Below are 11,034 nucleotides of genomic sequence, written 5' to 3' on the forward strand. Positions count from 1 at the left end.
CCACAGAACCGGGCATTCAGGTGTATACTGGAAATTATTTAGGCAATGATTTCAAAGGAAAAAATGGCATTACTTATGGCAAAAGAACGGCTATCTGTCTGGAGACGCAACATTTCCCGGATTCCTGCAACCAACCAGAGTTTCCGTCTATTCTCCTAATGCCCGGAGAGGTTTTTCAATCCAAGACGCAGTTTGTATTTACGGCAGAGTGATTTTCGAAGAAATGAAAAAAGCCATCGACACCACCTTCAAGGAATTGTTCCATAAAGAGCCTCTTATCGTGTATTCCCCGGGACGAATCAACCTGATCGGCGAGCATACAGATTACAATGAGGGTTTTGTGATGCCGGCAGCCATTGATAAAAAGATGATTGTTGCCATCGCTGCCAACCGTACCCGACAAGCGAAGGTTTATTCAGTCGATTTTGAGGAGGAATTCGCTTTCAACCTTGATTCTTTTGGTCCAAAAAAAGGCCATTGGGCGACTTACATCATGGGTGTCACTGCCCAACTCCAACAGGCAGGATATCATGTACAGGGATTTGACATGGTTTTTGGCGGGGATATTCCAGTGGGTGCAGGGCTTTCTTCTTCAGCAGCCTTGGAAGCTGCTGTCGGATTTGCACTGGATACTTTGTTTGGCTTTCATATTCCAAAGCGCTCATTGATCCATTATGCTCAAAAAGCCGAACATGTTTTCGCAGGTGTCCAATGTGGCATTATGGACCAGTTTGCCTCTGTGATGGGAAAAAAAGGCCATGTCATCCGCTTGGATTGCAGGTCAATGGATTTCCAATATTTTCCTCTGAACTTGCCTGATCACAGCATTTTGCTGATTGATACCTGTGTGAAGCATTCCTTGGCAGATTCTGCCTACAATAAAAGAAGACAAGAATGTCAGGAAGGTGTGCAAGCGGCTCAAAAAAACAATCCAAACGTAAAATCTCTACGGGACATGGATTTGGCACTTTTGGATACTATCCAATCTGACATCAGCCTAACAGTTTTCAACAGGTGTAAATACATCATTGAGGAAAACAACAGGGTACTGGCATCATCAGAATTATTAGACCAGAATAACTTAAAGGGTTTTGGAGAAAAAATGTATGCCTCCCATGAAGGACTTTCCAACCTTTACGAAGTGTCCTGTTCAGAGCTGGATTTTTTGGTGGACTTCACTAAAGAACTAGATTTTGTCTTTGGAAGCAGGATGATGGGAGGCGGATTTGGCGGCTGCACCATCAATATTGTGGAAAAAGCAAAAGTCAAGACCCTCAAGGAAAGCATCCAACCTGCTTTCGAATCCAAGTTTGGGGTAAGTCCCAAGTTCTACCAAGTGAGTTTGGAGGACGGAACTGGATTGATTTGAATATTGATTCCAAAAACCTTAACAATAGACAGAAATTCAAATTCTTCTATTATCACTCCACGACCAACACCCAATCCTGACCTTTGCCACTCGATGGTGCTATGATCCAATTTGTTCCATTGGTCAAATCCGATCCTGAGTAAGGAAAACTTACTCCGGTTCGTGGATCGAACCAAGTGGCTTTGAATGTTTCAATTTTTAATCTTGAGAAATCTAATTCAACGCTTTTCCCTGTAGGAAAATAAATCATGGCATAAGTTCCTTCAATATCTCTTGTTCCGATTACAAAATGTTCATCCTCTTCCTGAATGGAGTTGACCAAGTCATAATCCGGAATTCTATCGAAATAGGGCATGGAAAGCATCAGATTTTTCAGGTGCTTGACCTGATTGGCCATAGGTAGATCGAGAGAAACCTTCCAAGGTCGCAATGGCGCATTGATAGGTTGGCGGTCCAATGTGAACATCTGCCAGACCGCATGACATCCATAAGTCTGCCCAGCTCCTCCTGCAAATACATTCCAATACATGATCCTTCTGATATCATCCGGATTGCTGTAACCTAGTTCTTTTGCATTAAAGCAGTTGGGATGTTCCTCATAGAGCGGTTCACCGTCAAGAGTCGGTTTGGTAGGATTCAATTCATAATCGTGACTGATGATTCGGTAGGTGGGTTGATTTGGGCAATGTCCAGTTTGTTGCATGTTAAAATCCAACCATACTTCTTGGTGAAACCAGGTGGAAGAACCTGCAGGCCTGTTTGGTTGTGGATGAAAACTCATCAAAATCGGATTGTCTTTCTTGGCAGAAGCTTCAATTCCTTTTGCCATCTGATTCCAAACCTCCACATCTTTTGAATCCTTTCTTGGATTCCTATCTCCTCCCAAAACCCAAATCAGGTTTTTTTTGCCGGCATACCTTTCACCGATCCATTTTCCATAAGTGTAAGCATTTTCTTCATTGAAAATTTCAGGCCCTGTACCCCAACTGTCCTTATAAAGCTTGTCTCCCCAGGTTGGGAGCAAAGCAATATGGATTCCTTTCTGTGCAGCCAAGTCAATGATATAATCTACATGTTCCCAATATTTCTCATTGGTCACCAAGGGAGTGATGGTTTTGAATGGCATTTCCCCATATGAATTCGGACTATTCAATCCATCCAATTCAGCCAAAGCAACTGCCTGAACCACATTGAAACCCTGCGCTTGTCTCGTATTCAAATAGTAAGTCGCCTCTTCCCTATCAGTTCTGTGAAACAACTCCCAAGCCGTATCAGCCATCCAAAAGAATGGGGAACCATCGGATTCTGTAAAGAATCTTTGGTTCTCAGATTTTTTAATCGGCCCCATGACCTGGGCAAACAATATGGTTTGAAAACCTAAAAAAAGGAAGGTGAGGATTATTTTTTTCATTCTTGAATTTACAAAACAAAAGACAAAAAAAAAGCAGCCCTTTCGGACTGCTTCGATAATTTTAGTGTGACGCAGCACTTGCTGAGACTTTTGAGTTTTTCTGCCAAATAAAGAAAATCGTAAACAGGATAATCAATATCGCTGGAAACATAACCATTTTTAGCAAAGTTGCCTGACCTGCAGCCAATTCCAAAGCATCTCCTGCCAAACCCAAAGCTGTTTGATCTGCTCTTGAATCATCAATCCATCTTCCGATGATTGGTTGGAAAATTGCTGTAGAGAACATCCCTACTCCACCTATGATTGACATTCCCAACGCTCCACTTAGAGGGACTCTTTGGGCCACTGCCCCAACCATCACAGGCCAGAAGTAACAAACTCCAATAGCAAAAATGACAGCAGCAAGGTATGACATAGACCCAGTGACAGTACTAAACATATAAATACCCAAAGTCGCGAAAACCGCACCTCCAAGCAAAACTCCTGTTTGACCAAGGGTCTTGACTACCGGGCCTGCGAAGAACCTTCCAACAGCCATGATCCCTGTTGTCAACGCCAATATCAACATGCCACTAGCTCCACTTGCACTCATGACGACATTTACCCATTGCTGAGGTCCAAATTCTGAAATTGCAGTCAATGCCATGCAAAAAAACAAGAAAATAAATACCGGGGAAAACAATGCCTTAAGATTACTTGAGATAGATGTGACACCCTCCACAGTAGGCTTTGGAAATGCCTTGCCAAAAAACAAGAATGCATAAATTAGAGTAGGAATCATCAATACCCACATTTGCATCTGCCATCCCATTCCAAAATCAGTCATGAATTTGGAAATCAAGCTTCCAATTACAATACCACCGGGAAACCACATGTGGAATCTGTTCAACATTTTATTTAACGTAATTCCTGAATACATATCAGCGATCATGGGATTACAGGCAGCTTCTGTACAGCCGTTACCAAAGCCAATAAATAATGTAGAAATCAAAAGCCCTGTATAACCACCTGCATAAATCGTCAATACGATACCGAGGGTATGGGCGATAAAAGCGATCTGCATGATAATTTTAGGGCCAATTGTATGGTAAAAAAGGCCACCCAAAATCATGGAAATCGGAAACCCGAGAAACCACATGGAATTGATAAATCCAAGTTGCTCGGCAGACAGACCGAACTGATCTCCTAACTGAGGTAAAATCCCGGCACGGATCGCGAAGGTAAATGCTGTCGTAATGAGGGCAAAACAACTTGCATTGAACAATGCTGATTTGTTGATATTTTCGTTCATATTAATTGGGTTTAAAAGGTTTTAATTGACTTTTAAGTTTGGGTTGATTTTAATAAAGACGGAAAATATAAAAAATATCATGTATCGCGATGCCCTTTCATAAAAAATTATGAATACATGGTTTTGGTTCAAGAAAAAATCTGAAATTATCAATCAAACACTACAAGATTTCGCCTGATTTTCTTTTCTAAACCAAACCTTGGACTCATGATTCTCATAGTAACAGAGTATGACCCAACCGGAATTTCCTTCCCTCTTATCAAACCATCCCATTGACAGAAAGCTACCCTTGATTGGATGACATCACTTTCACAAAAATGGATCAGTTCACCATTCCGATTATGGATCCATATTTGAGCCTTTTCGACTGAGTTATTGACATATACTTCAAAGTGCTTATTGACATCATTCAGATTCATCCCTGTGGTAAAAACAGCCTCGAAGGTACAGTCTTCAAATGTGGAAAAAGAAGATTCAAAAATACAGCCATCAGCATTGGTCACCAATAAGGTGTAATTTCCTTCTCTTCTAAGATTCAATGTTGGTTCGTCAGAAATGAACTCTCCATTGAGAAACCACTCGTATGTTTCAAATGACCCGGGATTTACGATTTCACCATAATTGGACTCAGTACAGATTGAATAAAATGGTTTAATTTCTGGTCTTGCTTCATCATAACTTTTCATAACCAGGATCAAGTTCCTTCCTATCTCACAGCCCACTCTATTGAAAACCACAGCCTCATATGTACCCTCTTCCCCGACTTCTATTTCTCTTTCGTCTGCAAACTGTGTCAAAATACCCTGACTCCCATCTGCTGCAATAAAAATCCACTCGATTCTGTCTACCTCCTCAAAATCCGATTCCATGCTAACTGTTGCAAATTGTCCCTCCCCGCAAATTAATCCTGCTGTCAAAGTCACATCGACTTCAAAAACAGGCTGCCTAACCTCAAATGGTTTGGGATTGAAACCACATAGACTTGAGGCCCTAGGCTGGACGTCCAAAGAGAAATTACCATAAGCAGTCGGATACCACATTTCTCCCCTTCCTACTATTTTGAGGTTTTCATCATACCACCTGATTGACACTGTAGAAGGATCAACTCCATTCAATTCCGCCCTGTAAAGCTTGTTGCCAAAGCAATCCTCGCTTTCCAAAACAGGTTCAAAATCGGGTGTCTCTATATTAATTACTGAAAACGGTATAGTCTTTGGACATAAAGTCAGGCTTGCATCCAAACTTGTACCTGTCAGTGTATAGTCCCCGGATTGATTTAAAACAAACAAGTCGTTGGAGTTTTTTGTCTCGACCTGACCTGATGGGCTGACCAAAGTAAAGACGAGATTTTGGTCCGTAGAAGGAATGAAATCAAAATCACCACAGATCGTAATTACTTCCGGGACCGAGAACGATACAAATTCTTGGGCAGGAACATTTAAAATCCTGTTTTCAGGGAGTTTACATCCTGAAGGGGAAATAATTTCTATGGCATAATTATTTCCCGGAACAGAAACCTCAAAGGAACTGACATTGGAAATCACCCCTGTAAAAGATGCCGCACCGGAAGCGTCTACTACCCTATATTCCCCTGTATATGGACCATTCAGGAAATTAACCCTGATAATTCCATTTGATTTACCTGTTTCAGAGCAAGCCTCTCCCACTTCAATTACCTCAAACAACATGCTTGGATCAGGATTGCTATTTGGAATTATTACAACTTCACTCCTGTTACAGCCATCCAATTGGGCTTCTAAGACATAAATACCGGGATAAAGGTTTGAAAAAGATCTGGTTTCACCTGCTGATAAATCTGCTTCCAAAAATGAAAGTTCATTGATCCTAAGCAAATCAATATCCGATTCGGCGGAAAATAAAAAACTTCCATCCTGCATATTGCAACCGGATGCTACAGATACATCTGAATAGATAAATTCAGCTTGGTCTTTTATGATGAAATTGATATCCCTTTCCGATATACAGTCAGGATATTGACTATCCTCTGCCCGGAAAACAGCCCTATAATTACCCGATCCGAAAAGATCTTCCTCAGAATCTAAACTCAATGAAAATGCAGTCCCGAAATCAATCAAATCTGTTTCCCCGATTTTCTGAACCAACCACTGTCCCGGAATAGGCGTATCCAAACCAAGTTCCACATTTGCTCCCATACAGACTTCAGGACTGTTGATTAGTAATTGGAAATCTCTGGGTGGCCCTACGTATGTTCCGCCGTTTATTTGACAATCAGTCCCTCCGGAAGAGTTTGTCAAAAACAGAGAAATAAAATAATATCCTTCGTCAGCTACGCTCAATTCATTCTGATTGCCTATAATATCACCCGAGGAATTAGTCCATTCAAAAGTATATTGATTGATATTTGGAGTGGATGGATTGATCGCTGTGAGAATTGCCGGAGTACTTCCACATAATAAATAATCGGGTTGGAGAACTATTTGAGGGCCTTGGATGACAGAGAGGGATTTGGAGGATGTATAAATGATATCGTTGCCCCTCCTCACACTTAAAGCGACATTATATACCCCAAGCTGTGAAAATTGAACACTGATATTCTGAAAAGTTGCTCCACCATACCTTGTGAAATGTTCTCCTCCCGAAGGATTTGTGATCACCCAATCATACACATCGGTAGCTGCTTCGCCTCCACCAGAAAAATCAGCGATTGCACTTCCGAAAATTATACATAAGTTATCGGGGCCGGTCAATAAAGGGTCGGCAAATAAATTTTCTGCAACAATTGGCGATTCTGAATCTTTTCCAAAAATATGGCCCATGCTTGCAAACAAAAAGGTAATTCCAATAATGAATTGCAGCCTCAAAAAGTCAGAGCTTTTCTTCATAAAATAATCTTTAAGCAGGTGATAAATCAGCGAGATAGAGATGATTCGGAAGTATATTACCTGAATTCATCGAGCCAATTTCCAATACAAAAACAATACCATTAATAGGTATATAGAAAAAAATTTAAAGTCAAAATCCTAGATATAACCCGTTAATTATCAATTAAAAAAAGCTGAAAACTACATTGTTATTTTTTAAATATTTTTAAAAACAAAAATTAACCTGCAACCTTCAAAAACCAATGACCAAAAGCTCTTAGTCCATCAATCTACTACAGTGATGGAACTTTGGATGGTTCTAGAAATATTTTCAAAATTATTTTTGTAAATAATCTTGACTGCATAATTACCCCGCTGAATAGTCTGCCCATTGAATTCTCCAAACCATTCGCAGGAATCATTACCTGATGAAATATTTTGCTTTGAACATTGAAATACCAATTGGCCCCAATTATTATAAATCGACACATCAATTTCATCAACCAAAGAGTTGGAATAAACCTTAAATGGACGTGAAGAATCTTTTGTGCTCATCCCTGTTGTATGTCGGACCTGAACGGCGCATTCTTCCTTTACTTCAAAAAGGGTAGTAAAGGAACATCCTTCAAAGTTTGTCACTGTCAAGGTATAATTGCCTCCTAAAACAGGCGAGAATATTGATTCATTGCTTACCAAGTTACCATCCAAAATCCATTGGTACTGTAGAAAAGCCCCGGGATCAATAGCTCTAGTATTTTCTAGGGAAGGACATATAATATAGCTTTCTTCTACATGAGGTCTATTTTCATCCATACTTTTCATTACAAGGACAACATCCCTTCCCAAAAAGCAACCCTTCTGGTTTGTAATTTCGACTTCATAAGTGCCTTGCTCAGAAACAACAATTTCCTTGAGGTTTTTGTAAGCTTCCAAAGAAGTCCTATTTCCATTGAAATCTGTAAAAAACCAATCGACCATGAATGAGGCCTTCTCGTCAGCTTCCAGAGATATTATTACGTTTTCAGCATCAGCGCAAAATGGGGTTGAGCCCAGTTTAACTTCCAATTCCAACAAAGGCTGAAGCACTTCAAACTTCCTTTTATTGGGTTCGGGGCATTGAAAACTTCCTTTTGGCCTTACTTCAAGTTCAAAAACGCCAAAGGTTTCCGGACTTAGAAATTCTTCTGTCCCTACCAATTCCCCATTCTCATTGTACCAAAAAATATCTACTTCATTACTGCTTTTTCCAAAAAGATTCACGGCATAAACAAGTTTTCCTTCACAGTTTTCTTCAAAAATTTCCGGCTCAAAGTTTACAGGAACTGTACGTTGCACCTGAATTGTCTTGGTAACTGGACATAATGGAAACGCAGGGTCGGCACTTTCAGCAGTAATGGTATATTCCCCATTTTGATTCAAAATGAAATTTTCCCCTTTTTCAAAAACCTCCAAATCCCCATTTGGCATCAAAACTGAAAACTTCAAATCCAAATCCGAGTCTGGTGCAAGTTCATAATCCTCACATATTACCAATTGCTCGGGAACCTCAAAAAATGCCAGGTCTTCACTTATCTGGATGGCTACCAGGTCTCTACCTATTTCGCAGAAAAAATCATTGAAAACAACCGCTTCATAGTTTCCCGGATTACTCACAGAAATCCGGGTTTCATTTTCAAATTCTTCTAAAACAGTAACCGCACCCAATAAATCGATATATATCCAGGAAATCCTTGTTACCTCTTCAAGGTCTGTAATCAAAGTGATCTCTGCAATACCACCCGGGCAAAGTGTTGTAGTCTGAAGAGATGTCTCGACTTCCATGACTGTTTTGTCGACGGTGAATTTTTTAGGTAGAGTAGGACATATTTCTGAGTTTTTAGGCTGAACATCAAGCTCGAACTCTCCAAAAGAAGTTGGAATCAAAAATTCTTCATTTCCTACAATCTCGTTTTTTTCGTTTTTCCAAGTAATATTAAACCTGCTTGGATCTGCACCAAACAGATTTGCTTTATATTGCTTATTGCCAAAACAGTCCCTTGAAACCAGTTCAGGTTGGTAATCCACAGGATTGGTCACTGTCACAAAAAGACTTGATTCCCTTGGACATAGTCCTTCTTGAGAACCATTTTCAAATCCTAATAAAAAGTATTCGCCAGATTGGTCAATCCTAAATGCTTCACCTTTGTTTTTGGTTATTGTAGAATTATCGGGATATGTCAAAGTGAAAGAAAGATCCTGGTTGGTCACGGGTACAAAATCAAAAAATTCACAAACATTCAATCTTTCCGGTATGGAATACACTACCTGAGGCTTACTGCTAACTACAATCCTATCGAGGGTGGGCAATACACAACCTTCCATATTGCTGATTTCAATGAAATAATTGCCGGCAGGAGCTAAAATTGTAAATTCCTCCACATCCTCAATATTTCCACTCTTTACTACGCCACCTGTTGTGGTCAAAAGCCTGTAAGAACCAGTGAAATTTGCTTCAAGCATTTTAATTAGTATCTGACCATCTATTTTTCCAGAAGCATCACAGTTCTCACCAATAACTTCTTTAATGATGTATTTAAGATTGCCGGGAGGATTCAATAAAGGTAAAATGGCACCTCTTGACCTCGAACAACCATTAAATGCACCTGATGCGGCGTAGAGTCCAGGCGATAATCCGGGAATTCTGATGACTTCTCCTTCATTAAGATTTCGATAGGTAGCAAAAACAACCCCATTTCTCCTGACTCTTAGTACGTCCAATTTAGTAATGGCTTCAATGACCAAAACTCCATCATTTGAATCACAGTTTTCAGAGCCTCTTTCAAAATTAATACTGAAATTACTGTGCTGGTTGACTGTAAAGTTTACAGAATCTACGGTTTTGCAAAACTCTGACGCAGTGTTATCCACCTCAAAAATAATCTTATAAGCTCCCGGGCCATCCAAATCTCTTCCACCTACAATTTCCCACTTATTTCCAAACCCAAGAAATACCTTTTCAACAGTTCCCTCTTTCTGATAATACCAAGATCCAAAAATTGAATTCCCTGCTGAAACTACCGTCGATTGTGATCCCTCACAAACTTGCGTTGTGCTGATTGACAATTGGTAATCTTTTGGTTGGTGAACATAGGTATCAATGAAAAATGAACAAACCTCAATACCTACTTCATTGATTGTAAAAAATTCAACAGAATACCTGCCTTCCTTATCAACTTGGATGCTGTTTTCGGTTCCGACCAATTGACCTGAACCATCAAACCATTTGATTTTATAGGAGGCGATATTGGTTGTATTGGGATCGAGTAAGGTCAGGGTTGCTTTTCCGTCATCGCAAAGTAAATACGAATTTTTAATGACAAGGTCAGCACCTTTGTTGATTACAATTTTTTTAGTACCGTTATAAACATCCTCGATACCTCTTCTTATTGTCAATTGGACTTCAAATACACCTTCTTCCAAAAAAATGTGATTGAAGGTTTGAAATCCGCCTTCCTTTTCGGTTAAAATACTACCATCAGATTTGATGATTTTCCATTTGAAAACATCTGTAGACAATCCGCCTCCAAAGAATTCCCCTTGAGTGCTTCCAAAATAGAGGCAAAGCTCATCGGGTCCAATTATACCAAAATCATTTATTGATTTGACAAAATTCTCGATGTCAATGTCAGACTTAAAATAGGATTCATTTTCCAAACCAATTGCCATCGACCTTTGGCCAATAGCAATAAGTATAACGGATAGGATCAGGTGTCTAAGAAAACTTTTCATTTGCGAGATAGTATAAAGAATCGTGAGAAACTTTGTACCAAATCTAACGCATTCTAGAATTAGAAAAAAATATTTTTACATTTAAAATGCATTTATTTTTATTTAAAAAACATTAAAAAGTATTTTTTAAGTTATTATGTGGTTTTTAAGAAATTTTATGATTGTTTGAGATTTTTCAATATATTCATAAAATTACCTTACGAACTTCCAAATCCCTCCTTCTTCTTCCCCCATCCATTCATATTTTCCTTCATTGAAAGTCTTCAGCAATTCAGGGTCATTGATTCTGTTTTTGATAATATGATTGACCATCATCCCTCTTGCTTTTTTGGCAAAAAGCCCGATGATTTCA

The 11,034-nt window shown here is 39.5% G+C and carries 7 protein-coding genes; 2 read left to right on the forward strand and 5 right to left on the reverse strand.

Annotation, left to right across the window (positions count from 1 at the left end; genetic code table 11):
- A partial coding sequence (locus ACZFYI_RS08945; protein ID WP_462523779.1) for an aldose epimerase family protein occupies window positions 1-212 on the forward strand: 212 nt, incomplete at its 5' end.
- Window positions 213-223: 11 nt separating this feature from the next.
- Complete coding sequence (galK, locus tag ACZFYI_RS08950) at window positions 224-1,369, forward strand: galactokinase (RefSeq protein ID WP_462523780.1); 1,146 nt, start codon at window positions 224-226, stop codon at window positions 1,367-1,369.
- A 52-nt stretch (window positions 1,370-1,421) separates the two neighbouring features.
- On the opposite strand, the gene ACZFYI_RS08955 is transcribed toward galK, so the two are convergent.
- The 5 genes from ACZFYI_RS08955 to yaaA all read right to left on the reverse strand — a co-directional run bounded on the left by ACZFYI_RS08955 (window position 1,422) and on the right by yaaA (window position 11,030).
- A complete protein-coding gene (locus ACZFYI_RS08955) occupies window positions 1,422-2,780 on the reverse strand; it encodes a glycoside hydrolase family 140 protein (RefSeq protein WP_462523781.1) in 1,359 nt (452 codons plus the stop codon).
- 61 nt (window positions 2,781-2,841) lie between these two features.
- Window positions 2,842-4,071 (reverse strand): MFS transporter, encoded by a 1,230-nt coding sequence (locus ACZFYI_RS08960; RefSeq protein ID WP_462523782.1) that lies wholly within the window; start codon window positions 4,069-4,071, stop codon window positions 2,842-2,844.
- Window positions 4,072-4,220: 149 nt separating this feature from the next.
- Complete coding sequence (locus ACZFYI_RS08965; protein WP_462523783.1) at window positions 4,221-6,935, reverse strand: hypothetical protein; 2,715 nt, start codon at window positions 6,933-6,935, stop codon at window positions 4,221-4,223.
- Window positions 6,936-7,199: 264 nt separating this feature from the next.
- Entirely contained in the window at window positions 7,200-10,682 is a 3,483-nt protein-coding gene (locus ACZFYI_RS08970; RefSeq protein WP_462523784.1) for a hypothetical protein, read from the reverse strand.
- A 192-nt stretch (window positions 10,683-10,874) separates the two neighbouring features.
- Window positions 10,875-11,030 carry a peroxide stress protein YaaA gene (yaaA, locus tag ACZFYI_RS08975; protein ID WP_462523785.1) on the reverse strand — a complete coding sequence of 52 codons (156 nt, stop codon included), beginning with the start codon at window positions 11,028-11,030 and terminating at the stop codon, window positions 10,875-10,877.
- Window positions 11,031-11,034 lie beyond the last annotated feature (4 nt).

Source organism: Aquiflexum sp., from assembly GCF_977115555.1.